The 23,714-nt window shown below is 72.4% G+C and carries 17 protein-coding genes; 14 read left to right on the plus strand and 3 right to left on the minus strand.

Annotation, left to right across the window (positions count from 1 at the left end; translation table 11 throughout):
- Positions 1-319: 319 nt before the first annotated feature.
- Positions 320-2,071: an ABC transporter ATP-binding protein gene (locus EBO15_RS31475; RefSeq protein WP_122198116.1), complete on the minus strand. Its 1,752-nt coding sequence runs from the start codon at positions 2,069-2,071 to the stop codon at positions 320-322.
- The gene (locus tag EBO15_RS31480) at positions 2,068-3,786 is read right to left on the minus strand and encodes an ABC transporter transmembrane domain-containing protein (RefSeq protein WP_122198117.1); all 1,719 of its coding nucleotides are present in this window, start codon (positions 3,784-3,786) and stop codon (positions 2,068-2,070) included. The genes EBO15_RS31475 and EBO15_RS31480 overlap by 4 nt, the downstream gene beginning before the upstream one ends.
- A 154-nt stretch (positions 3,787-3,940) precedes the next feature.
- On the opposite strand from EBO15_RS31480, the gene EBO15_RS31485 reads away from it, so the two are divergent.
- The 8 genes from EBO15_RS31485 (at position 3,941) to EBO15_RS31520 (ending at position 13,767) form a co-directional block, all read left to right on the plus strand.
- Positions 3,941-5,146, plus strand: coding sequence for a PP2C family protein-serine/threonine phosphatase (locus EBO15_RS31485; RefSeq protein ID WP_233616553.1), 1,206 nt, complete (start codon positions 3,941-3,943; stop codon positions 5,144-5,146).
- Positions 5,147-5,442: 296 nt separating this feature from the next.
- Complete coding sequence (locus EBO15_RS31490; RefSeq protein WP_199744926.1) at positions 5,443-6,078, plus strand: succinate dehydrogenase cytochrome b subunit; 636 nt, start codon at positions 5,443-5,445, stop codon at positions 6,076-6,078.
- Positions 6,079-6,080: 2 nt separating this feature from the next.
- Positions 6,081-8,021, plus strand: coding sequence for a fumarate reductase/succinate dehydrogenase flavoprotein subunit (locus tag EBO15_RS31495; RefSeq protein ID WP_122198120.1), 1,941 nt, complete (start codon positions 6,081-6,083; stop codon positions 8,019-8,021).
- Positions 8,021-8,773, plus strand: a complete 753-nt coding sequence (locus tag EBO15_RS31500) for a succinate dehydrogenase/fumarate reductase iron-sulfur subunit (protein WP_122198121.1) — start codon at positions 8,021-8,023, stop codon at positions 8,771-8,773. Before EBO15_RS31495 ends, EBO15_RS31500 begins: the two co-directional genes overlap by 1 nt.
- 335 nt (positions 8,774-9,108) lie before the next feature.
- Entirely contained in the window at positions 9,109-9,939 is an 831-nt protein-coding gene (locus EBO15_RS31505) for a hypothetical protein (protein WP_122198122.1), read from the plus strand.
- Positions 9,940-9,950: 11 nt separating this feature from the next.
- The gene (locus EBO15_RS31510) at positions 9,951-11,945 is read left to right on the plus strand and encodes a fumarate reductase/succinate dehydrogenase flavoprotein subunit (RefSeq protein WP_122198123.1); all 1,995 of its coding nucleotides are present in this window, start codon (positions 9,951-9,953) and stop codon (positions 11,943-11,945) included.
- Positions 11,942-12,712 (plus strand): succinate dehydrogenase/fumarate reductase iron-sulfur subunit, encoded by a 771-nt coding sequence (locus tag EBO15_RS31515; RefSeq protein WP_122198124.1) that lies wholly within the window; start codon positions 11,942-11,944, stop codon positions 12,710-12,712. Before EBO15_RS31510 ends, EBO15_RS31515 begins: the two co-directional genes overlap by 4 nt.
- Before the next feature lie 371 nt (positions 12,713-13,083).
- The gene (locus tag EBO15_RS31520) at positions 13,084-13,767 is read left to right on the plus strand and encodes a Crp/Fnr family transcriptional regulator (RefSeq protein WP_122198125.1); all 684 of its coding nucleotides are present in this window, start codon (positions 13,084-13,086) and stop codon (positions 13,765-13,767) included.
- 23 nt (positions 13,768-13,790) lie between these two features.
- Here EBO15_RS31520 and EBO15_RS31525 read toward each other — a convergent pair whose 3' ends face one another.
- Positions 13,791-14,420 carry a hypothetical protein gene (locus EBO15_RS31525; RefSeq protein ID WP_122198126.1) on the minus strand — a complete coding sequence of 210 codons (630 nt, stop codon included), beginning with the start codon at positions 14,418-14,420 and terminating at the stop codon, positions 13,791-13,793.
- Positions 14,421-14,540: 120 nt separating this feature from the next.
- Between EBO15_RS31525 and EBO15_RS31530 the strand changes: the two genes are divergently transcribed.
- From EBO15_RS31530 to EBO15_RS31555, 6 genes are all read left to right on the plus strand, one after another.
- A complete protein-coding gene (locus tag EBO15_RS31530) occupies positions 14,541-15,608 on the plus strand; it encodes a LysR family transcriptional regulator (RefSeq protein ID WP_122198144.1) in 1,068 nt (355 codons plus the stop codon).
- 577 nt (positions 15,609-16,185) lie between these two features.
- Entirely contained in the window at positions 16,186-17,601 is a 1,416-nt protein-coding gene (locus EBO15_RS31535) for an LCP family protein (RefSeq protein ID WP_122198127.1), read from the plus strand.
- 113 nt (positions 17,602-17,714) lie between these two features.
- Positions 17,715-18,212: a DUF4282 domain-containing protein gene (locus EBO15_RS31540; protein WP_122198128.1), complete on the plus strand. Its 498-nt coding sequence runs from the start codon at positions 17,715-17,717 to the stop codon at positions 18,210-18,212.
- Between the two features lie 193 nt (positions 18,213-18,405).
- Entirely contained in the window at positions 18,406-20,604 is a 2,199-nt protein-coding gene (locus tag EBO15_RS31545; RefSeq protein ID WP_233616554.1) for a serine/threonine-protein kinase, read from the plus strand.
- Positions 20,601-21,731, plus strand: a complete 1,131-nt coding sequence (locus EBO15_RS44550; protein WP_158628412.1) for a response regulator receiver protein — start codon at positions 20,601-20,603, stop codon at positions 21,729-21,731. Before EBO15_RS31545 ends, EBO15_RS44550 begins: the two co-directional genes overlap by 4 nt.
- Positions 21,732-21,774: 43 nt before the next feature.
- Entirely contained in the window at positions 21,775-23,655 is a 1,881-nt protein-coding gene (locus EBO15_RS31555; protein WP_122198130.1) for an AAA family ATPase, read from the plus strand.
- The last annotated feature ends 59 nt before the right edge of the window (positions 23,656-23,714 follow it).

Below are 23,714 nucleotides of genomic sequence, written 5' to 3' on the forward strand. Positions count from 1 at the left end.
AGTCGTTCCAACGGTCAGGAACACCTCCAGGAGACGGCGATGACGCACCCATCCGACCCCGGTCAGTCCCAGCCGCCGGGCGCCGCGGGCCACCCCTACGGCCCTCCGCCCCCCCCCCCCGCCCGCCCCCCCCCCCCCCCCCCCGGCGGCCCCCCCCCCCCCCCCCGGTCGCCGGGCCCAACCTGTCCCCCGCCTACCCCCCGCGAGCCGTGCGCCCGGGGCCTTGACGGCCCCGGGCGCACGGCGTTCCAGCCGAAACCCCCACACGGCTCTCAGCCGGCCACGCGGGCGCTGTCCCCGGACGCGCGGGGTTGGTGGTTCAGGGGGTTCGGTCGGCGGGTCGGCGGTCGCCGTGCCAGGAGGACCAGAGGGCGGCGTAGGAGCCCTTGGCGGCGAGGAGTTCCTCGTGGGTGCCGAGTTCGGTGATGCGGCCGCCCTCCACGACGGCGACGCGGTCGGCGTCGTGGGCGGTGTGGAGGCGGTGGGCGATGGCGACCACGGTGCGGCCCGCGAGGACGGCGGCGAGCGAGCGTTCCAGGCGGCGCGCGGCCCTCGGGTCGAGGAGGGACGTCGCCTCGTCCAGCACGAGGGTGTGCGGGTCGGCGAGGACGAGGCGGGCCAGCGCCAGCTGCTGGGCCTGGGCCGGGGACAGCTCCTCGCCCGCCGCGCCGACCTGCGCGGACAGGTCGGGGCCGTCCCAGTCGACGGCCTCGAGCGCGGCGCGGACCTGCTCGTCGGACGCGTCGGGGTTCGCCATCACCAGGTTGTCGCGCAGGGTCCCGCGGAACACGTGGTGCTCCTGGGTGACGAGCGCGACGTGGCCGCGCAGGTCGTCCAGCGGGAGCTCGACGAGCGGGACGGGCGCGGCGTCGCCGACCTCGACGGCGCCGGCGCGCGGGCCGTCGATCCCGGCGACGAGGCGTCCGAGGGTGGACTTGCCCGCGCCGGACGGCCCGACCATCGCCAGCCGCTCACCCGGACGCAGCGCCAGGTCCACGCCGTGCAGGACGTCGTGTCCGGGCCGGTAGGCGTACCGGACGTCGCGCACGCTGATCCGTTCCCCGTCGGGCCGCGCGGACGTGGGGACCCGGTCGGACGGGACGTTCCCGACGCCGAGGAGCCGGGCCAGGGACGCGCCGCCGATCTGCACCTCGTCCATGCGGGTGAGCAGCATGTCGACCGGGCCGACGAGCTGCTGGACGTACAGGGTCGCGGCGGTCACCTGGCCGAGCGAGGCGAGCCCGCGCTGGTGCAGGAGCCCGCCGACGACGAGCGTCCCGACGACCGGGAGCAGGTAGCCGCTCTCGAGCACGGGGAACAGGACGGTCCGCAGTCCGAGGGTGTAGCGCTCGCGGGAGTAGGAGCGGGCGATGTCGGCGTCGGCGCGGGCCCGCCGCTGCCGCTGGAGTCCGAACGCCTCGACCGTCCGGGCGCCCTGGACGGTCTCGGCGAGTCCGTCGGTCAGTTCCGCCCAGGCCGCCTCCTCGCGCAGGTACCCGTCGCGGGCGCGCTTCAGGTACCAGCGCATGCCGAAGAGGATGGACGGCAGGCCGAGCAGGACGGGCAGCGTGAGGAGCGGCCCGGTCAGCGCCAGCGCGACCAGCGTGAGGACGATCGTGACGCTGCCGATGACCATCTCCGGGACGGCCTCCCGGACCACTCCGGACAGCTCCCCCACGTCCCGTGAGGTGCGGCTGACCAGGTCGCCCGTCCCGGCCCGCTCGACGCGCGACAGCGGCAGGGCCAGGACGCGCCCGACGAACTCCTCGCGCAGCTCGGCCATGACGCGCTCGCCCAGCCGCGCGGACGCGAAGTAGGCGTACCGCGTCAGGACGCCCTGGACGATGACGAATCCGGCGATCACGGCGCCGACGGTGTCGATGTGGGCCGTCCCGGCGCGGACGCCGTCGACGAGGCCGCCGAGGAGCCGCGGCGCGACCAGCCCGGACACCGCCGCGAGGGCGTGCAGGGCGAGCGCCCCGGCCAGGGCGCGCGGATGCCGCCGGACGAGCTCGACGGCGTACGCCCGCACCTGCGCGGGCGTGGCGACGGGCAGGATGGCGGTGCTCATGTCGCTCCACGGGTGACGACGGCGGCGTAGCGGGGTTCGGTGTCGAGCAGGCCGCGGTGGGTGCCCTCGGCGACGACCTCGCCGTGCTCGACGAACGCGACATGGTCGGCGTGGTCGAGGACGAGCGGGCTGGTGGTGGCGATCACGGTGGTCCGCCCGGCCCGGACGCGGCCGAGGCGCTCGGCGATCGCGGCCTCGGTGTGGGCGTCCACGGCGCTGGTCGGCTCGACCAGGACGAGCACGTCGGGGTCGGCGGCGAGGGCCCGGACGAGCCGGAGCCGCTGCCGCTGCCCGCCGGAGAACTCGCGTCCGGCCTCGGCGACGTGCCCGTCGAGGCCGGTCGCCTCCACCACGTCGCCCGCGGCCGCCGCGTCGACCGCCGTGTCGACCGCCGTGTCGACCGCCGCCTCGACGGACGCCTCGACGGCCGTCTCGACGCCGGACGGCGGGGCGAGGGTGCCGAGGAGGGGGCCGGAGAAGAGGCGGTCCTCGTTGACGGCGACCAGGACGCGGGACCGGACGTCCGCGACCTCGGCGAGCGGGACGCCGTCGTAGGTGACGTCGCCCTCGGCGTAGCGGCCGAGGCGGTCGGCCAGGGCGGCGGCGTCGCGCGGGTCGGCGGCGGCGACGGCGGTGACCCGTCCCGGCCGGACGACCAGCCCGGACGCGGCGTCCACCAGCTCGGCCGGGCCGTCCACGGGGCGGGTGCCGGTGTGGACGATCTCGGGTTCGACCGCCAGCAGGCGGCAGACGCGCCCGGCGGCGACCCGGCCCTTGGTGAACTTCTGGGCCATCTCGCCGATCGTCCGCAGCGGGTCGACCAGGAAGACCGCGTAACCGTAGAACGCGACGAGCTGGCCGATCGTGATCTTCCCGTCCTGGGCGAAGTGCGCGCCGAGCCAGGTGACGAGCGCGACGAGCAGGCCGGGCAGCAGCACCTCGGCGCCGCTGATCCGCGACTCGGCCCACGCGACGCGCACCCCGGCCCGCCGGACGTCCTGGGACCGGCGGGCGTACCGGCCCGCGAACAGCCCCTCGCCGCCGACGCCGCGCAGCACGCGCAGGCCCGCGACCAGGTCCGTCGCCGTCGAGTTCAGCTCGCTGACCAGCTCGCGGTGCGCGTCCTCGCGGCGCTCGTAGGGGCGCAGCAGGGGCGCGGCGAGCGCGAGGATCAGCGGGACGCCGATCAGCACGACCAGCCCGAGCGGCCAGGACGTCGCGAGCAGCAGCGCCGCGACCACGACGATCGCGACGACCGAGCCCGTGCCGCGCCCGAGGATGTCCAGGACGTCGCCGATCCGGGCGACGTCGGAGATCCCGACGCTGACCACCTCGCCCGCGGTGAGCCGCTTGGGCAGGGTCGCGCCGAGCCGGGTCGTCTGCCGGGTGACCAGCTGGAACGTCCGGTAGGTGGCCGACAGCCAGTTGAACACGGCGAGCCGGTGCCGGGTGACGCTCGAGACCATCTGGACGACGCCGAGCGCGGCCAGCGCGCCCGCCCAGCGCAGCAGCGCGCCGGTGTCCCCGGCGGCCACGCCCGCGTCGATGGCGCGTCCGATCACGGCGGGCATCAGGGCCTGGGAGAGGAAGAACAGTGTCCCCAGCACGGCCACGCCGGTCACGCTGCGCCGCTGGACGCGCACGAGCCAGAGCAGGTACCGCGTCGGGGACCGATGGTCGGGAATGCCCGGTTCGGGTACGGGGAGGTCCTTCACTCTGCGAAGGTATGCGGCGACACGGCGGCGCCACGACTCATTTTTTCGGCGCGGGACGCCTTGCGGCGGCACTCTTCCCGTGGCTCCCGCGGGCGGCGGACACGGCCCGCCGAGGTGCGCCGCCCTCCGCCGACCGGCTAGCCTCCCTCGGGTCGTGAGCCCTTCCCGCCGTCCCGTCCCGTCGCCGTCAGGCCAGCCCGAGACCGTCGAGCTGCTGGCCGTCCTCGGCGACCCCGCGGACGTCGTGATGGTCGAGCGGATGCTCTCCGAGGCCGGGCTGGAGGTCGCGCTGACCGTCGCCGCCTCGGTGGACGAGGCGCGGCACCGGGTGACCCGCCGCACGCAGTGCATCCTGGTCGACCTGTCCGGCCCCGAGGACGACCGGCTGACCGGCCTGCGCGGGATGCTCGCGATGTCCGGGACGGCCGCGGTGATCGTGCTGACCGCCGTGGACGACGTGGGCCTCGGCGTCCGGGCCGTCGCCGCCGGAGCCGAGGACTACCTGGTCAAGGGCGAGATCGACAGCCCGCTGCTGGCCCGCGCCGTCCGGTACGGGATCGAGCGGCGGCGCGCGGACGAGAGCGAGCGGCGGCTGGTCGAGGCGCGGCTGCTGGCCGCCGAGAACGCCCGGCTGGAGCGCGGCCTGCTGCCCGTCCCGCTGATCGACGACGCGTCCCTGACGCACCACACCCGGTACCGGCCCGGACGGTACCGGGCGCTGCTGGGCGGCGACTTCTACGACACCGTGCAGACCGAGGGCGGCGCCGTCCACCTCATGATCGCGGATGTTTCCGGGCACGGCCCGGACGAGGCGGCGCTCGGCGTCCAGCTGCGGATGGCGTGGCGGACGCTCGTCCTGGCCGGGCACACCGGCGAGCAGCTGCTCGGCACCCTGGACACCGTCCTCGGGCACGAGCGGCGCAGCGACGAGACGTTCACGACCCTGTGCATGGTCACGGTCGCGCCGTCCCGGCGGACGGCCCGCATGTACCTGGCCGGGCACCCCGCGCCGCTGCTGTTCACCGGCACCGGCCCGGACACCCGGGTCGCCGCGCTGCCCGACTACGCGCACGGCCCCGCGCTCGGCTTCGTCGCGGACGCGGACTGGCCGATGACCGAGGTCGAGCTGGGCGAGGCGTGGAGCCTGATGCTCTACACCGACGGCCTGATCGAGGGCTACACGGGGGACGGCTCGTCCGACCGGCTCGGCACCGACGGCCTCGTGGACCTGGCGCGCGACGCGTCCGGGCGCGGGCTGGTCGGCCGCGCCCTGCTGGACGACCTCGTCTCGGGCGTCGAGCGGCTCAACGGCGACGCCCTCACCGACGATCTCGCCGTCCTGCTCCTGTCCCACCGCTGACCCGGCGTCCCGCCTGACCCGGGCGTGTGACCCACGTCACCTGCGCTTTTATCTACTACAGGTAGTAGAGCATGATGTACTACGACATGTAGTTCCCCATACCGGTGTGAAGTCCGACACTCCTCCGTGTCACCGAACGGTCACGAACCCCAGGTCGGACACGGGGCATAGCCATCGGCTATCGAAACGAGTGCCACCATGACTTGGCGCTCTTTCCCCAGGCAGCCCTACCGTTCTGAGCTGTGGCTATAGCGAGTACTGCGATCTACAGATCGACCGTCGGCAAAAAGGCGGTCATGGCGGCGACGGGGGCGATCCTCGTCGGCTTCCTGATCGCACACATGATCGGGAACCTCAAGATCTTCCTCGGCGCGGGCGACTTCGACCACTACGCGGAGTGGCTGCGCACGATGGGAGAGCCCGCCGTCCCCCGGCGCACCGTGCTGACGATCCTGGAGATCGTGCTCGGCGTCTCCGTCCTGCTGCACATGTGGTCGGCGGTGTCCCTCGCGCGGCGCGCCCGCGCGGCCCGCCCCGTGAAGTACCACGGCAAGAAGAAGTCCCACGCGCAGGGCTACGCCACGCACACCATGCGGTACGGCGGCATCATCATCCTGCTGTTCGTCATCTGGCACCTGCTGGACCTGACCTTCTACGCCGTCAACCCCAAGGGCTCGGACGCCACCCCGTACGACCGGGTCGTCGCCGACTTCGACGCCTCCCGCTGGTACATCACGGTCTGGTACGTGCTCGCCGTCCTGCTCGTCGGCCTGCACCTGCGCCACGGCATCTGGAGCGCCTTCCAGACCCTCGGCCTGCGCTCGCCGCGGAACAACACCGCCCTGCGCGGCCTCGCCGGCGGCCTCGCCGCCGTCGTCACGATCGGCTTCATCGCCGTGCCGATCTCCGTCACCTTCGGATGGGTGAGCTGACCATGACCGACACCTACTACGAGGCCGGCGAGCCGATCGCCGACGCCCAGGCCCCGGCCGGCCCGGTCGAGAACCGCTGGACCACCCGCAAGTTCGAGGCCAAGCTGGTCAACCCGGCCAACAAGCGCAAGAAGAAGATCATCGTCATCGGGACGGGCCTGGCGGGCGGATCCGCCGGCGCGACCCTCGGCGAGGCCGGCTACCACGTCATCCAGTTCTGCTTCCAGGACTCGCCCCGCCGCGCCCACTCCATCGCCGCGCAGGGCGGCATCAACGCCGCCAAGAACTACCGCAACGACGGCGACTCGGTGCACCGCCTCTTCTACGACACCGTGAAGGGCGGCGACTTCCGCTCCCGCGAGTCGAACGTCCACCGCCTCGCCGAGATCTCCACGCAGATCATCGACCAGTGCGTCGCGCAGGGCGTCCCCTTCGCCCGCGAGTACGGCGGCCTGCTCGACAACCGCTCCTTCGGCGGCACCCAGGTCTCCCGCACCTTCTACGCCCGCGGCCAGACGGGGCAGCAGCTCCTGCTCGGCGCCTACCAGGCCCTCATGCGCCAGGTGGACGCCGGCAACGTCGAGCTCCACGCCCGGCACGAGATGCTCGACCTGATCATGGAGGACGGCCGCGCCCGCGGCGTCGTCGTCCGCGACCTGATCAACGGCGAGATCAAGCACTACACCGCCGACGCGGTCGTGCTGGCGTCCGGCGGCTACGGGAACGTCTTCTTCCTGTCCACCAACGCCATGGGCTCCAACGTCACCGCGTCCTGGCGCGCGCACAAGCACGGGGCCTACTTCGCCAACCCCTGCTACACGCAGATCCACCCGACCTGCATCCCCTACTCCGGCGAGCACCAGTCCAAGCTGACGCTCATGTCGGAGTCGCTGCGCAACGACGGCCGCGTCTGGGTGCCGAAGAAGGGCAAGGACGAGCGCGCCCCCGGCGACATCCCCGAGGACGAGCGCGACTACTACCTCGAGCGCATCTACCCGTCCTTCGGCAACCTCGTGCCGCGCGACATCGCGTCCCGCGCCGCCAAGAACGTCTGCGACGAGGGACGCGGCGTCGGCCCCGGCGGCCAGGGCGTCTACCTCGACTTCGCCGACGCGATCGCGCGGCTCGGCCGCAAGGCCGTCGAGGCCAAGTACGGCAACCTCTTCGAGATGTACGAGCGGATCACGGGCGAGAACCCGTACGAGGTGCCGATGCGCATCTACCCCGCCGTGCACTACACCATGGGCGGACTGTGGGTCGACTACGACCTCCAGTCCAACATCCCCGGCCTGTTCGTCGTCGGCGAGGCCAACTTCTCCGACCACGGCGCCAACCGGCTCGGCGCGTCCGCCCTCATGCAGGGCCTCGCCGACGGCTACTTCGTCCTCCCGACCGGCCTCGGCGACTACCTCGCCCGCCACACCGGCCTGGACGAGGTCTCGGAGACCGCGATCGCCGAGGCCGAGGAGCGGGTCTCCTCGCAGGTCGAGAAGCTGCTCTCGATCGACGGCACCCGCACCGTCGACTCCTTCCACCGCGAGCTCGGCCACATCATGTGGGAGTACTGCGGCATGGAGCGCTCGGACGAGGGCCTGCGCAAGGCGCTCGAGCTCATCCCGGCGCTGCGCAAGGAGTTCTGGGAGAACGTCAAGGTCACCGGCAAGGGCGAAGAGCTCAACAAGGAGCTCGAGAAGGCCGGCCGGGTCGCCGACTTCCTCGAACTCGGCGAGCTCATGGTGATCGACGCGCTGCACCGCACCGAGTCCTGCGGCGGCCACTTCCGCGCCGAGTCCCAGGACGAGGACGGCGAGGCCAAGCGCGACGACGAGCACTTCTCCTACGTGGCGGCCTGGGAGTGGGGCGGCGGCGAGACCAAGCCCGTCCTGCACAAGGAAGCCCTCGAGTTCGAATACGTTCACCCGACGCAGAGGTCGTACAAGTAATGAAGCTCACGCTGCGCATCTGGCGCCAGAAGGGCCCCCAGGACGAGGGCCGGATGGTCGAGTACGCGCTCGACGACATCTCCCCGGACGCCTCGTTCCTGGAGATGCTCGACGTCCTCAACGAGCGGCTGATCACCGAGGGCGAGGAGCCCGTCGCGTTCGACCACGACTGCCGCGAGGGCATCTGCGGCATGTGCTCGCTGGTGATCAACGGCACCCCGCACGGTCCCGAGCGGATGACCACCACCTGCCAGCTCCACATGCGCAAGTTCAAGGACGGCGAGGTCATCGATGTCGAGCCGTGGCGGGCCAGCGCCTTCCCGGTCGTCAAGGACCTGGTGGTGGACCGGGCGGCGTTCGACCGCGTCATCCAGTCCGGCGGCTACATCACCGCCCCGACCGGCACCGCGCCCGAGGCCCACTCCGTCCCGGTGCCCAAGCCGGACGCGGACCGCGCGTTCGAGGCCGCCGAGTGCATCGGCTGCGGCGCCTGCGTCGCGGCCTGCCCGAACGGCTCGGCCGCCCTGTTCCTCGGCGCGAAGGTCACGCACCTGGGCCTGATGCCCCAGGGCCAGCCCGAGCGCTGGGACCGCGTGGTCTCCATGCTCGAGACCCACGACGAGGAGGGCTTCGGCGGCTGCACCAACACCGGCGAGTGCACCGTCGCCTGCCCCAAGGGCATCCCCCTCGACGTGATCTCGAACCTGAACCGCGACTTCCTCAAGGCCACCGTCGGGGGCAAGAAGAAGTAACCACGCGCTCTCCCCGAGACCCCGCGACCGTTTTCGGTCGCGGGGTTTCGTTGTTTTCGGACTGCTATAGCGCAGTGCCCGAGTCAGATGATCATGCCTTTCCGCACTCGTCTCGATTCCCCTAGGCCATAGATGCTGGTTATGGCTGAGGTTCGTGCGGATCAAGGAAGTCGCAGGCGCAAGCATGTGTGCAGGGTCACACGCTGCGGTGATTGTTATGTGTGTCACAGTCGAGCGACGGTGGCGTAGGGTCACATCCCCCGAAGGCGCGAGATCGGGGAACCCACCCCAGCGGGGAGCAACCACGCCCCGACCCGAGCTCAGGAGAGCGATCGATGAGCACAGTGGAGGCGCCGGGCAAGACGCGCGCCCAGATCAGGGAACGCACGCTCCGGCGGGACGACTGGCGCGTCTATCCGGTCACCACACTGGTGATCTTCACGGCCTGGGTGGTGTACGCGACCATCCGCGCGTTCTGGGGGGCCGCGTTCTACGTCCCCCAGTACCACTACCTGACGCCGTTCTACTCGCCCTGCCTCAACGACATCTGCAGCAACGTCACCGTGAACGGCCACACCGGGGACGCCGCGGAGTTCGGCACGTTCCTGCCGGCCTCGACGCGCGGCTGGATCCCGTTCGCCGCGCTCTCGCTGCCGTTCCTGCTGCTGTTCCGCCTGACCTGCTACTACTACCGCAAGGCCTACTACCGGTCGTTCTGGGCGTCCCCGCCCGCGTGCGCGGTCAGCGAACCGCACGGCAAGTACACCGGCGAGCGGCGCTTCCCGCTGATCGGCCAGAACCTGCACCGCTACTTCTGGATGGCCGCGTTCCTGATCTCGCTGATCAACACCTGGGACGCGATCCGCGCCTTCCACGGCAAGGACGGCGGGTTCGGCATCGGGCTCGGCACGCTGGTCCTGGTCGCCAACGTCGTCCTGCTCTGGATCTACACCCTGTCGTGCCACTCCTGCCGGCACATCGTCGGCGGACGGTTGAAGCACTTCTCCAAACACCCCGTCCGGTACTGGATGTGGGGGCAGGTCTCGAAGATCAACAAGAGCCACGGCAGGTACGCGCTGATCACGCTCGGATCGCTGGTCGTGGCCGATCTCTACGTGGCGCTGGTCTCCAGCGGAACCATCTCCGACCTGCGATTCTTCAACTGAGGTAACCCCTGATGACCGAAATCGAGAGGCACGCCCACGACGTCGTCGTGATCGGCGCGGGCGGGGCCGGGCTGCGCGCGGCGATCGAGGCGCGGCTCCAGGGCAAGAGGGTCGCCGTCATCTCCAAGTCGCTGTTCGGCAAGGCGCACACGGTGATGGCCGAGGGCGGCGCGGCGGCCGCCATGGGCAACGCGAACCCGAACGACAACTGGCAGGTGCACTTCCGCGACACCATGCGCGGCGGGAAGTTCCTCAACAACTGGCGGATGGCCGAGCTGCACGCCAAAGAGGCCCCCGACCGGGTCTGGGAGCTCGAGGCGTGGGGCGCGCTGTTCGACCGCACCAAGGACGGCAAGATCTCGCAGCGCAACTTCGGCGGGCACGAGTACCCCCGGCTCGCGCACGTCGGCGACCGCACCGGCCTGGAGATGATCCGGACGCTGCAGCAGAAGGTCGTCGCGATGCAGCAGGACGACCACCGCGAGCACGGCGACCACGAGGCGCGGATCAAGGTCTGGGCCGAGACCACCGTGACCCGCCTGCTCAAGGACGGCGAGGGCCGGATCTGCGGCGTGTTCGCCTACGTCCGCGAGTCCGGGACGTTCGTGGTGTTCGAGGCCCCGGCGGTCGTGATGGCCACCGGCGGCATCGGCAAAGCGTTCAAGGTGACGTCCAACTCGTGGGAGTACACCGGCGACGGGCACGCGCTCGCGCTGCTCTCCGGGGCGTCGCTGCTGAACATGGAGTTCGTCCAGTTCCACCCGACCGGGATGGTCTGGCCGCCGTCGGTGAAGGGGCTGCTCGTCACCGAGTCGGTGCGCGGCGACCGGGGCGTGCTGCGCAACTCCGACGGCAAGCGGTTCATGTTCGACTACATCCCCGAGGTCTTCCGCGAGAAGTACGCGACGACCGAGGAGGAGGGTGACCGCTGGTACGACGACCCGGACAACAACCGGCGCCCGCCGGAGCTGCTGCCGCGCGACGAGGTCGCGCGGGCCATCAACTCCGAGGTCAAGGCCGGACGCGGGTCGCCGCACGGCGGCGTGTTCCTCACCGTCGTCGACCGGATGCCCGGCGGCGCGGAGGAGATCCGGCGGCGGCTGCCGTCGATGTACCACCAGTTCAAGGAGCTGGCGGACGTCGACATCACGGCCGAGCCGATGGAGGTCGGGCCGACCTGCCACTACGTCATGGGCGGCATCGAGGTCGACCCGGACACGGGCGCGGCGCTGGTGCCGGGCCTGTTCGCGGCGGGCGAGTGCTCGGGCGGCATGCACGGCTCGAACCGGCTCGGCGGCAACTCGCTGTCGGACCTGCTGGTCTTCGGACGGCGCGCCGGGCTCGGCGCCGTCGAGTACCTTGACGGCCTGGCGACGCGCCCGGACGTCCCGGACGCGGAGGTCGCGGCGGCGTCGGCGGAGGCGCTCGCCCCGTTCGGCCGTCCGGACGGCGAGAACCCGTACGCGGTCCACGCCGAGTTGCAGAAGACGATGAACGACCTGGTCGGGATCATCCGCACCGAGTCGGAGCTGGCCGAGGCGCTGGAGACGCTCGACAGGCTGCGGGCGCGCGTCGCGAAGGTCGGCGTGACCCCGGTCGCGGTCGGCGCGGGCGACGGGCGCGGCTACCACCCCGGCTGGCACCTGGCCCTGGACCTGCGGAACATGCTGCTGGTCTCGGAGGCGGTCGCGCGGGCGGCGCTCGAACGGCAGGAGAGCCGCGGCGGCCACACCCGGGACGACTACCCGGTCATGTCGGCCGACTGGCGCAAGGTGAACCTGATCTGCCGGCTGTCGGGCGACGCGTCCGCCCCGGTGACCGGCGCGCACGTGGATCTGCGCCGCCAGCCGATGGAGCCGATGCGGGGCGACCTGATCGGCCTGTTCGAGACCGACGAGCTGAAGAAGTACCTCACCGCGGCCGAGCTGCCCGGCGGCGACGCGGCGGCGGGCGGCGGCACGGGGACGGGCGGCGACGCGGCGGCTGACGAGGAGGGCGAGCAGTGAGCTACGAGGCCAGGTTCCGGGTGTGGCGCGGCGACGAGGGCCGCGGCGAGCTGACCGACTACACGGTCGAGGTGAACGAGGGCGAGGTCGTCCTCGACATCATCCACCGGCTGCAGGCGACGCAGGCCCCCGACCTCGCCGTCCGGTGGAACTGCAAGGCGGGCAAGTGCGGCTCCTGCTCGGCGGAGATCAACGGCATGCCGCGGCTGCTGTGCATGACCCGGATGTCCACCTTCGAGCCGGACGAGGTCGTCACGGTCACGCCCGTCCGCACCTTCCCGGTCATCCGGGACCTGGTGACGGACGTGTCGTTCAACTATGAGAAGGCGCGGCAGATCCCGGCGTTCGACCCCGGCGACACCAAGCCGGGCGAGTTCCGGATGCAGCAGGTGGACGTCGAGCGCTCGCAGGAGTTCCGCAAGTGCATCGAGTGCTTCCTGTGCAACAACGTCTGCCACGTCATCCGCGACCACGAGGAGAACAAGCCCGAGTTCGCCGGACCGCGCTTCCTCATGCGGATCGCCGAGCTGGAGATGCACCCGGCGGACGAGGCGGACCGGCGGAACATCGCGCAGGAGGACCACGGCCTCGGCTTCTGCAACATCACCAAGTGCTGCACCGAGGTCTGCCCCGAGGGCATCAAGATCACCGACAACGCGCTGATCCCGATGAAGGAACGCGTCGTCGGCCGCCGCTACGACCCGGTCGTCTGGCTGGGCTCGAAACTCGGCATCGTGAAGAAGGGCCAGGACACACCGTCCGCCTGACCTGACCGCGGAACACGCCATGAGCAGCGCGAACCGGCCGCCGGGGACCTCCCCGGCGGCCGGTTCACCGCTTTCGGGCGGTGGTCGCCTGTGGCGTGCCGCCACGTCGTTGGCGTGCCGCTCGTCGTCGTGGTCGCGTCCGGCGGACGGGGCGGCGATGACGGCGGGCGGCGTGCCCCCGTCACCGCCGCCCGTCGCCACCGCCGTTCCCCGTGAACGCCGTCGGCCACCGTGACAACTGGGCCACCGTGCCGCGCTCCACCCTCGCTCGAACAAACCACGGAGAACAGGTACAAGTACACAGAAGGCGCCCTTGATTTGTTCTACCGTCGTGGGTCCCCCGAGGGCGTCCCGCGACTTAGCGTGGAGTCATGACCGTCTTGGAACCGGGCTCCTTCCTCGCCGAGCTCACCCCCGCCGAACGGGCCGACCTCGAGTCCCGCGGGGGTGTGCGGACCTTCGAACGCGGAGAGATGCTGTTCCACGAGGGCGAGGACGGCGCGTGGGTGGCGGTGCTGCTGTCCGGACGCGTCAAGGCGTTCTCGACGCGCGAGCAGGGCGGCGAGGCGGTCCTGGGCGTCCGGGGGCCGGGCGCGCTGCTCGGCGAGGTCGCCGCGATCGACGAGCTGCCGCGGTCGGCCTCGGTGAAGACGCTGGAACCCGCGCGGGCGCTCTCGCTCCCCACCCCGGACTTCCGCGCCTACCTGGCCGCGAACCCGCGCGTCTCGTTCCTCATCATGAAGATGCTGTGCCAGCGGTGGCGCGAGGCGGACCGCGGCCGGGTCGAGTTCGGCATGTTCGACGCCACCGGACGCGTCGCGCAGCGGCTGGTCGAACTGGCCGACCGTTTCGGCGTCCCCTACTCGGGCGTGAACGGCGCGAGCGTCCAGATCACCCTGAGCCTGACGCAGGAGGAGCTCGCCGGGTGGGTCGGCGCGTCCCGCGAGGCGGTCAGCAAGGCCCTGCGGACGCTGCGCCGCCACGGATGGATCGAGACGGGACGGCGCAGCGTGATCGTCCACGACCTCCCGGCCCTCCGCCGCCACGCCCGCTGACCTCCCCGACCCGGCAGCTCCCCTTAGGAGGCGATCGGGCTGCTCGGGACCTTCGCGGACTTCAGGGAGGGCAGGACCTTGGTGGCCGTGATGCCGCGGTCCTTGGCGAACGCGTCGGTGACCTGGCCGAACAGGTAGTTCTTGACGCGGATCACGACGTCGATGTCGGCGTGGTTGGCGCCGCTGGGGCTCGGCAGGCCGACGAGGGTGTTCATCGCGCCGGTGAGGATGCCGCAGTCGGTGGCGGCGGGCACCGAGAATGCGGAGTCGGTGATCTTCGCGGGGATCACCCAGGCGCCGTTCATGTTCTTCAGCGACAGGTTCGACAGGTTCGGGGTGAGCGAGATCGGCGCGGCGTCGGTGCCGATGTAGCAGTTGTCGCCGAACAGGCCGCCCTTGGCGTACTCGGTCTTCACCTTCAGCGGGATGCTGTCCGGCAGGACGTACTTGCCGAGGGAGATCCGGCCCGCCTGCTGGACGCGGACCTGCAGTCCGTCCAGGCCGAGGGGCGCCGACTCCTTCGGGACCGCGATCGGGGCGCTCGAGAACCCGCCGTCCGGGGTGCGGATCTGCAGCTTCCACTCGTGGACGCCGACCGCGACCGGGACGGTGATCGGCGTGGTGATCTTCTGGGTGAGGCCGCCGAGCTTCATCTCCCCGCCCCCTCCGCTCGATGTGATCGTTCGCCGGCGAACGGGGGCTGATCTGGGGACGAGGTGTGTCCCGACGGGTCGGACGGCGGGTCGCGGACGGGCTGCCCCTACCCTGTGAGCGTGCAGTTGCAGCAGCTCGCCTACTTCGTCGCGGTCGCGGAGGTCAGGCACTTCACGCAGGCGGCCGAGCTGCTGCGCGTCGCCCAGCCGTCGCTGTCCAAGCAGATCCGCGCGCTGGAGACCGAGCTCGGCGCGTCCCTGTTCAGCCGGGCGCGCGGCAACATCACCCTCACCCCGGCGGGCGAGGCGCTGCTGCCGCTGGCCAAGCGGATCCTCGCCGACGTCGACACCGCCCGCCTCGAGGTGCAGGAGCTGGCCGGGCTGCGCCGCGGGCGGGTCCGGCTCGGCGCGACGCCGTCGCTGTGCGCGGGCCTGCTCGGGGACGTGCTGCGCCGCTTCCACGACGCCTACCCGGGCATCGAGCTGCTGGTCGAGGAGGGCGGCTCGCGCGACCTGGTGCGCGACCTGACCCGGGGGTCGCTCGACCTGGCGCTGGTCATCCTGCCGCTGCACGGCGACCCGCCCCTGTCCACGGCGCCGATCCTGCGCGAGGACCTGGTGGTCGCCTCCCCCGCCTCCTTCACCGAGCCCGCCCCCGCCCCCACGGCGGAGCAGGCGGGCCGTGCGGCCGAGGCCGGTGCGGGCGGGCGGCTCACCGACCGCGGCTGCCGACTGCCGCGCCGTCCCTACCTGCACATCTCCGACCTGCGGGACCGTCCGCTGGTGATGTTCCGCTCCGGCTACGACCTGCGCGAGGCCACGATCGGCGCGTGCCGCGCGGCGGGGTTCGAACCGCGGTTCGCCGTCGAGGGCGGCGAGATGGACGCGGTGCTCCGGTTCGTCGAGGCCGGGCTGGGCATCGCCGTCGTGCCGAGCATGGTCCTGGCCGGGCGGCCGGGACTGCACGGCACCCCGCTGATCATCACCGACGAGGACGACCCGTCCCGCGGCGGACGCCGTGTCCACCCCGGCCACGGCCTGCGCCGCACCATCGCGCTGGCGCACCGCAAGGACGTCGACCTCACCCACGCCGCCCGCGCCTTCCAGGAGACCCTCGAGAACTTCCTCGTCGAAGCGGGCCTCGCCGGCAACCTCCCCCCTGGCGTCGAAACCCTCCTCACCCCCTGACCGAGAGCGGCACGCCTCCCTCGCAGCACCGCCCGTCTCCGTGAACGGCGTGGATCACCCCCTGAGCGCCGCCCGGCCGCCGGGGACGCGGCGCAAATCTCGTCGAGCCGGGCGCGAACGCCCGCAACAGGAACGCCCAGCCCCAAGAAGCGACACCCGTATGCACGACGGCGCAGGCCCCCCGTACCCGTATGGGTTCTGGGGGGTTGATGGGCTTAGTGGTCGCTTGGAGGAGGGGGCTGGCTGGAGTGCTTTGACCTGTTTGGGCCCATAATCTGGCGGGGCGACCCCGAGTGCTGACCGGAGACGGGACCGAATGAGTAACAGAGACCCTGAACGCGAGCATCCCCGCGAGGGCCTCCCGAAGGACGATGACCAGCCCGTCCTCGATGGGACGGAGATGGGGCGGGGCGCTGCTCCGGAACGTCCTGAGGCGGATGCGGCCTCGGCGGCTGCGGTCGGCGGGGTGGACGCCGAACCGGGGGCTTCTGACGCAGGTGCGGACGCGTCCGCTGCCGGGGCGGAGAAGGCTGCGGGGATTCCGGGGCTTGGGGCGGCTGGTCCGGGCGGGAAGAAGGTGCGGCGGCGCCGGGCCCTGCGGTGGGTCGCGGGCGGGATGGCCGGGGTCGTGCTCGTCGCGGGTGGCGTGGCCGTGTGGCTGTACCAGGACCTGCGGGGGAACATCCGGCAGGAGCACGTGAAGGGACGGCTCGGGGAGAACCGTCCGGCGAAGCTCAACAAGTCGCTGAACATCCTGCTGATCGGGTCGGACACCCGCGAGGGCGAGAACGGGAAGTACGGGTCGGCGGCGGAGATCTCCGGCGCGCGGTCGGACACCACGATCCTGCTGCACCTGTCGCCGAACCGGGACCAGGCCGTGGGGATCAGCTTCCCGCGTGACTCGATGGTGCGGATGCCCACGTGCAAGCGGGACAAGGGGGCGGACGTCCCGGCGCACTTCGGGATGATCAACGAGGCGTTCGCGTACGCCGGTCCGACCTGCACGTGGAAGACGCTCGAGTCGCTGACCGGGATCCACATCGACCACTTCGTCCAGGTGGACTTCGTCGGGTTCAAGCGGATGGTGGACGCGCTCGACGGCGTCGAGATCTGCCTCGACAAGCCGGTGGACGACCCGCGCGCCGAGCTGCACCTGAAGGCCGGGCGGCAGGTCGTGAAGGGCGACGACGCGCTCGGGTACGTCCGTGCCCGCTACTCGCTCGGGGACGGGTCCGACCTCGAGCGGATCCAGCGGCAGCAGAAGTTCATGGCGTCCGTGGTGAGCAAGGCGACCGGGGGGTCCATGCTGACCGACCCGGCCAAGAGCTACCGGTTCCTCCAGGCGGCGACGAAGTCGGTCACCACCGACGACGAGCTCGACCTCGGCGGGATGAAGAAGATCGCGGACGGCCTGAAGGACATGAGCGCCGGACAGGTCCGGTTCGTCACGGTCCCGGTGGAGCCGTACGCGCCCGACCCCAACCGCGTCCAGTGGAACCAGGGGCAGGCCAAGGCGCTGTTCCAGGCGATCCAGCACGACAACGACCTGCCCGCCGCACCGCCGTCGCCCCAGGCGTCCGGCCGTCCCGCGAACCCCGGCAGGCCGTCCGGGGCCGCCGCGCCGCCGGCGTCCGGACAGCCGAAGCCGCCCGCGAAGGTCAAGGTCACGGTCGTGGACGCCGGGGCCAGGCCGCAGGACGTCACGCGCATCGTCACGCAGCTGGGCAGGCGCGGGTTCGACGTCCAGAAGAAGGTCGAGAAGGCCGCGCCCGCGCAGCAGACCGGCCTGTCGTTCGCGCCCGGAGCGGACGGCCAGGCCACGCGCCTCGCGCGCATCGCCCCGACGGCCGTCCTCACGCCGGACCCGAACACCCCGCCCGGGACGCTCCGCCTCGTCCTCGGCGCGAACGGCCTCCAGCTCCTCCCGCCGAAGGCCCTCGACTCCATCACCGGCGGTGTGAAGCCCGACCAGAACATCTGCGCGCAGAGCTAGGCCCCGCGGTTTCCCTTGCCCCGCCGACAGACCCGGCGCACTGTCGGCGGGCCGTCCGCGCCCGCGCGCTCTAGAGTCGTTCCAACGGTCAGGAACACCTCCAGGAGACGGCGATGACGCACCCATCCGACCCCGGTCAGTCCCAGCCGCCGGGCGCCGCGGGCCACCCCTACGGCCCTCCGCCGCCACCCCCGTCCGGCCCCCCGCAGCCTCCGCCGTCCTACCAGCGGCCCGGCCCGCTCCCCGGCCCCCGCCCGTCCACCCCCGACCCCGGAACCGGCCCGCAGCGGGCGTGGGTACCGCCGCAGCGGAGCAAGGGCCTGCTCGGCGCCCTGCTCGACGCGAACTTCGACACCCTGGTCACCCCGAAGCTGATCAAGTTCTGGTACATCCTGGCGATCCTGCTGATCAGCCTGCAGTGCCTCGCGTTCCTGCTGCTGGGGGTGAAGATCGCGTCGTGGGACGACTTCTGGGGGTGGGGCGTCATCATGGCCGTCGCGTCGCCGCTCGTTTGGCTGTTCGAGCTGCTGATGGTCCGGATCCTGATGGAGGCCGTGATGGTGCGGTTCAAGGGCGTGGAGTATCTGCACGTCATCAAGGACAAGATCTGACGGGTTCCGGCGGACGCCGAGGACGCAGGCACTGAGGGCGAGGGACGGACGTCAGGTGGCCGAGTTCGGGGAAACGCGACGCGATCCGGGAGTGACCCGGCGGGACGTGCCGGAGGCGCGCGGTGATGGAGTGCCGGAGGCGCGCGGTGATGAGGTGCCGGAGGCGCGTGGTGGTGGGGGGCCGTTGGTTCGGTTGCCTGAGGGGTTGGCCGGGCGGTTCGCGGTGGTCGCGGAGTTGCCGGTGCAGGGGGCGGAGTCGGATCTGCTGCTCGTGCGGGACGGTGACGGGCGCGAGCTGGTGATGAAGGTGTTCCGGCGCGGTTACAACGCGGACCGGGACGTGTGGGCGAAGCTGCCGGCGCTGGGGTCGGCGCATGTGGTGCGGATCCTGGAGACGGGCAGCGCGGGCGGGCGCGACTACGAGGTCGCCGAGTACGCCGAGCACGGGAACCTGCGGACGTTCATGGAGCGGGGCCCGCTCGACGCGGCGGCCATCGCGGGCGTCGTGGGGCAGCTCGCGGACGGGATCCGGGCGCTGCACGACGCGGGGATCGTGCACCGGGACCTGAAGCCCGAGAACATCCTGGTCACCGAGGTGGAGCCGCTGACGACGGCGATCACCGACTTCGGGTTGAGCCGGGTGCTGGAGCAGAGCGTGGTGTTCGCGTCGTCGTCGCGGACGCTGGCGTACGCGGCGCCGGAGTCGCTGTCGGGGCAGGTGTCGCCGGCGCGGGACTGGTGGTCGCTGGGGATGATCGTCCGGGAGATGGCGACCGGGCGGCGGCCGTTCGGCGGGTTGAGCGAGACCGTGGTCGTCGACCATCTGGCGACGCGCCCGATGCCGGTGGACGACGTGGCGGACCCGCGGGTGCGGCTCCTGGCGCGGGGCCTGCTGACCCGTGATCCGCGCCGCCGCTGGTCGTCCGCGCAGGTCAGTGCGTGGCTCGCGGGTGAGTCGCCGGACGTGGCGGAGGAGCAGGGCCCGGCGTCGGGGCCCGGGTTGCCGTTCGACGGGCGGCGGTTCACCGACCGGCGGGAGCTGGCGGCGGCGCTCGTGGAGCGGTGGGACCACGCGGCCGTGTACCTGTTCGGGCGGGGCGAGGCCGGGGAGGCGTGGCGGGCGCTGCGGGACTGGCTCGCGGAGATCCCCGACGACGGCCGCATCGAGCTGGTCGACCGGTACCTGACCTCGGACGGCCTGTCCGCGGACGCCAAGCTGCTGCGTCTCGTCCGCTGGCTCGATCCGGCGCTGCCGCCCCACTATCTCGGACGCCGCGTCACCCCCGACGATCTGCCCGCGCTGGCCGCGCTCGCGGCCGAACCGGGGCATCCCGACCACCGGACGGCGTGCCTGCTCGGCAAGGGCCTGTGGGACGAGCGGCTCCTGGACGTCCTGGCCGGTTTCGAGGGGGCGCACGAGCTGGCGCGTGTCGACGTCCAGTGGCGGGCGCACGTGTCGGCGTGGAACGACCTGGCGCGGTGGTTGCGGTCGCAGGAGGCGCTGCCGCTCGCGGTGAAGGCGCGGCTGCCCGGGACCGGGGCCGCGGACGCACCGGTCGCCGGTGAGGTGCCGCCGGACGAGCCGCCCGTCGTCCTGCTGACGCTGCTCGCGCTGGCGGCGCGTCCGGCGGAGACGGCGGACGCGTTGCGGAAGGCCGTCGTGAGGCGCCACGGCGAGGACGTTCCGTGGTTCGCGTGGCTGGTGGACGGCGCGGCCGACGACGATCCGCTGCGCCTGCTCGCGGTCATCCGGACGCAGCCGGAGGCCGCCGCCGAGGCCGGGGCGCGGCAGCGGGACCGGCGGGCCGAGGAGATCCGGACGGAGGAACTCCGCCGCCACTGGGACGAGCAGGAACAGCGGCGCCTGGAGCGGAAGAACGCGGCCGTCACGCGCGCGGTCGGATGGACGTTCCCGATCCTGCTGTTCTGGCTGGCCGGAAGCGGGCTCATCGCCCAGCTGGCGGGGAGCGGCACCAAGACCGGCCCGGCCGGATGGTTCGTGATGCTCGGCTTCGTGGCCGTCCTCGCGTGGGTCGTGCAGTGCGCGGCCGAGGTGTTCGTCGCGCGCGCGCAGGGCGGCGAGTACCTGCCGCATGGTCCGTGGGCGCTGCTGTCGAGCGCGCTGTCGGCGAGCGGACGCGGCATGACCAGGGTCGGGCAGGCCATGCGCGGGACGCCGGGCAAGCGCGGCCTGGTCCCGTTCGCGCTCGTGTTCGGGATCATGTTCGCGCTGCTGCTGATCGCGCTGGCCGCGGCGACCCCGGCGGGCGGCCTGCTGTGGATGCTGGTGATGCCGGTCGTGGCGGTCGCGCACGCGGTCGCGGCGGGCGTCCGGCTGCACCGCTGGCGGACCGTCCGGAACACGCGGAACATCGACGGAGGGACATCATGAGCAGCGGCGTCGAGGCCGACATCGTCCTGGACGCGGCGGTCGTCCTCACCCTGGGGATGAACCGCGCGCTGGGCCGCGCGAGCGGGATGGCCGGACGCGGCGCGCAGGCGCTCGCGGACCGCGCCGCGGGCCGCGCCGAGGAGCGCGGGCGCCGTCTCGCCGAGGTCCGGGACCTGGAGCGCGCGCTCCGCGAGGTGGTCGAGCGCAACGCGCGGATCCAGGCGCTCCGCGAGCTGGGCGCCGAGGACCTTCCGGCGCCGCTCGCGCCGGGCGGGGACGACGCGTCCGAGGAGCTCACCGCGTGGTGCGCGCGCACCGACGCCCTGCTGGACGAGGCGGAGGCCGCGCTCTCCCGGAGGATCGCCGGGGAACTCGGCGCGCGGATCTTCGCGGCCGAGTCCCTCACGACCGACACGTCCGACACGTCCGCGCCGAAGCCCGCCCCCGATCCCCGCGCCGACCAGGCCAAGGTCGACGAGGCGCTCGAGCGCGTCCTCGCGCGGATGCTGCCCGACGCGACCGAGGAGGACCGCCGGAACGTCATCGACGCGGCGAGGCTGCTGTCCGAGACGGGTTCGGCGCAGGACGCCGAGACGGTCCTGTCCGAGGTGCGGCTGCGCGTCCAGAGCGCGAACGACAACGCCCGCACGCGGCGTGAGCGGGTGCGGCGCGCGCGGGCGGAGCAGGACGCGCGGGAGCAGGCCGAGGCGGAGCGGCAGTACGTCCTGAATGAGGTCACCAAGGCGTTCGAGGACCTCGGCTACGACGTCCGGCAGAACTTCGAGACGGTCACGGCCGACAACGGCTCGCTCGTGCTGTCCAAGGGCGACTGGCCGGACCACAGCGTCCGGATGCGGCTGGACGGCGACACGAAGCTGCGCGCGAAGATGACGCGCGCGACGCCCGTCCTGAGCGAGAACGACCGGCGCGTGGACGTCGAGCGCGAGCAGGAGTGGTGCGACGCGTTCGAGGCAGCGCGCGAGCGGCTGGAGGACGCGGGCATCGGCTCGGACGTGACCTGGCGGCTCGCCCCGGGCGTGGAGCGGCTGCCCGTCCGGTCCGAGGCGCGGCAGACTGGGACACGGGCCGCCCAGGCCCGGGCCAGGGAACGGCGCACTGGAGAATGAGGCGGAACGAGAGCCCCGACGACCTCTACCGGAAGAAGCGCGTGTGAGCATCGAGTCCCCCACCCTCGGCGGCCGGCTGCCCGGGTGGCCGCCGTTCGTCCGCGAGCTGGACGCGACCCTCGCGGTCCACTCCCAGTACGTGCTGTCGGGGAACCTGTACGACAGCTTCCTCGCCCCCGGGGACGGCGCGTCCCCGGCCCGGCTGCTGCCGCTGCGCGACCTGCTGTGGGACTCGCTGCGGTCGAGCGGCTACTCGTTCATGGTCGTGTACGACGCGGTGGACGGCGTCCAGATCCACCCGCCGACCGCGGCGGACGAGGCGCAGCGGCTCCTCGGCAAGATCAAGCCGGACGACAAGCCGTCCCTGGAGGCGCTGACCCGGCATCTGGCGGCGGTCGCGCGCCCGGCCGAGGACGTCCGGGCCGCGTTCGTGATCGACTCGGCGTCCCGGATCGCGCGGACGCCGACCGACCTGGAGCCCGCCGAGCGCGACTTCTTCCGGTTCTGCGCCCGGCTGTCCCGGACGGCGCGTCCGGTGCGGGTCGCGGGGGGCCAGCGTCCGAAGCCGCTGTACAACCCGGTGCTGTGGCTCGTGGACCGGCCCGGCGACCTGCCGCCGTGGCTGACCGCCGAGAACGAGAACGTGCGCGAGATCACGATCCCGCGCCCGCACCTCGGCGACCGGCAGGAGACCGCGCGGCTGCTGGCCCGCGCGTTCGGGGTGTCCGACGTCGGCGCGGACGAGACGGCGGCGCAGGCGTGCGACGCGTTCGCCGAGCAGGCGGACGGCCTGACCCTCCAGTCGATGATCGAGGTGACCCGGCTGGCGAAGGAGCGGAACGTCTCGCTCGCCGACCTGCCGGACGCCGTCCGCACCTACAAGCTCGGCGTGCTCGACAACCCGTGGAGCCGCGGCCATCTGCGCCGCCGCGTCCTGGAGGGCGAGCGGCGCGTCCCGGAGCGGGTGATCGGGCAGCCGCAGGCGGTCACCAAGACGCTGGACATCCTGAAGCGCGCGGTCCTCGGCCTGTCCGGCGCGCAGGCGACCCGGTCCGGGTCGCGGCCGCGCGGCGTGCTGTTCTTCGCCGGTCCGACCGGCGTCGGCAAGACCGAGCTGGCCAAGTCGATCACCGAGCTGGTGTTCGGGGACGAGTCGGCCTACCTGCGGTTCGACATGAGCGAGTTCTCCGGCGAGGGCTCCGGGGACCGGCTGATCGGCTCGCCGCCCGGCTACGTCGGGCACGAGGCGGGCGGGGAGCTCACCAACGCCGTCCGGGAGGACCCGTTCCGGGTGATCCTGTTCGACGAGATCGAGAAGGCGCACCCGCGGATCCTGGACAAGTTCCTGCAGATCCTCGAGGACGGCCGGCTCACCGACGGGCGCGGCAACACCGTCCACTTCTCCGAGGCGATCCTGATCTTCACCTCGAACCTGGGGATGTTCGTCCCGGCGCACGACCCGACGGGGAGCGGCTCGTCCGCGCGGGTCCGCAACGTGATCCCCGGCATGCCGTACGAGGACGTCGAGCAGCGCATCAAGGGCGCGGTCGCCGACCACTTCACCGAGGTGCTGAACCGGCCGGAGCTGCTCAACCGGTTCGGTGACAACATCGTGGTGTTCGACTTCATCGGCCCGGAGGCCGCGGACCGGATCTTCGACCTCCAGTTCGCCAACATCTGCCGCCGCGTGACCGACGAGCACCGTCTGATCCTGTCGGTGAAGGGCGAGCCGCTCGGGACGCTGCGCGAGTGGTGCACGTCCGAGCTGGACAAGGGGGGCCGCGGCATCGGGATGGCGCTCGAGTCGTACTTCGTGAACCCGCTGGCGCGCGCGCTGTTCGACCGCGAGCTCACCCCGGACGACAAGATCACCGTGACCGCCGTCCGCCGCGAGGGCAGCATCGTCCACGTGGACCTCGCGTGAGGCCCCCGCACCCCGCGCCCGGCCGTGACGGGCGGCGCGGGCCCGACGGGACGAGGGGA

The sequence above is a fragment of the Actinomadura harenae genome, assembly GCF_003696215.1.
Taxonomy (GTDB): domain Bacteria; phylum Actinomycetota; class Actinomycetes; order Streptosporangiales; family Streptosporangiaceae; genus Spirillospora; species Spirillospora harenae.